The organism is Bradyrhizobium sp. MI1.10, assembly GCF_055811035.1.
The window spans coordinates 1-775 of sequence record NZ_JBVVPN010000151.1 but is presented as its reverse complement, the minus strand read 5'-3'; the positions used below and the strand labels follow the sequence as shown (position 1 = coordinate 775).

The following is a 775-nucleotide window of genomic DNA, read 5'->3' as shown; positions in this document are numbered from 1 at the left end:
ATTTCGTGGATATCGGTGGTGCCAGTCATTCTTCCCTCGTGATTGCTCCGGCAAGCCGGGGATGGAGATGAGGATCGGTGCTACCTGCGGCTCGCGCGGTCTGCTTCCACGATCGCAGCGGCCAGATGTCCCAATCGACGCGCGGCTTGTCCCGCGATCGCGCCGCCGGCGTGGCGACCGTTCCGCAGAACCGCCACTTCGTCTTCCAGTAGTGCCGCCCACGCATTGGCGGCCGTCGTCTCGGCGGCCGCCTGCGTCAGCTCGACGGCGAGGCGATCGGCGCGCTCGCGCTCGCGCTGAACACTGCCCTGTAGGCGGTTGCGACGGCCTCGAGCCGCGCGACCTCCGCCTTGAATGCCTCGATCTTAACTGCTTCGATCTGTGCCAGGAAGGCATCGATCGGGTCTACCCGGCGGCCGCGTCTTGGGCGGGGTGTGCACCGGAGCTCGGGGACATCAACGCTCAACAGGGCCTTGCCGTCCTCCGACCGCGAGCGCGGCAACCGGCGGCGTCTCGCAAGCGAACGCGCGGCCTCTCGGGAGAGATCGAGGCGGGCACCCAGATCGGCATACGTCAACAACTCAACGCACATCGGCGCTTCTCCTGGAGCGAACCGGGAAGGCATTTCAAGCTAATGATGGCTGGACGATTACCGCAGGCTAGGCCGCGTTGGTTAATGGACGGTTAACGCGCGGGCGGCGATTGATGCAGGACATGGGTTTGCAGGGGGTTATCCGCGGCAAACCGGTTAAGACCACGATCAGCGACAAGGCCG

The 775-nt window shown here is 65.4% G+C and carries 2 protein-coding genes; one reads left to right on the top strand and one right to left on the bottom strand.

Features of this window, described 5'->3' with window-relative positions; all coding sequences use genetic code 11:
* Positions 1 to 77 precede the first annotated feature (77 nt).
* Positions 78 to 212 carry a hypothetical protein gene (locus AC0L3K_RS40675; protein WP_473368213.1) on the top strand — a complete coding sequence of 45 codons (135 nt, stop codon included), beginning with the start codon at positions 78 to 80 and terminating at the stop codon, positions 210 to 212.
* 44 nt (positions 213 to 256) lie between these two features.
* Here the strand turns inward: AC0L3K_RS40675 and AC0L3K_RS40670 are convergent, their stop codons facing one another.
* Positions 257 to 592, bottom strand: coding sequence for a hypothetical protein (locus AC0L3K_RS40670; RefSeq protein WP_473368212.1), 336 nt, complete (start codon positions 590 to 592; stop codon positions 257 to 259).
* Positions 593 to 775 lie beyond the last annotated feature (183 nt).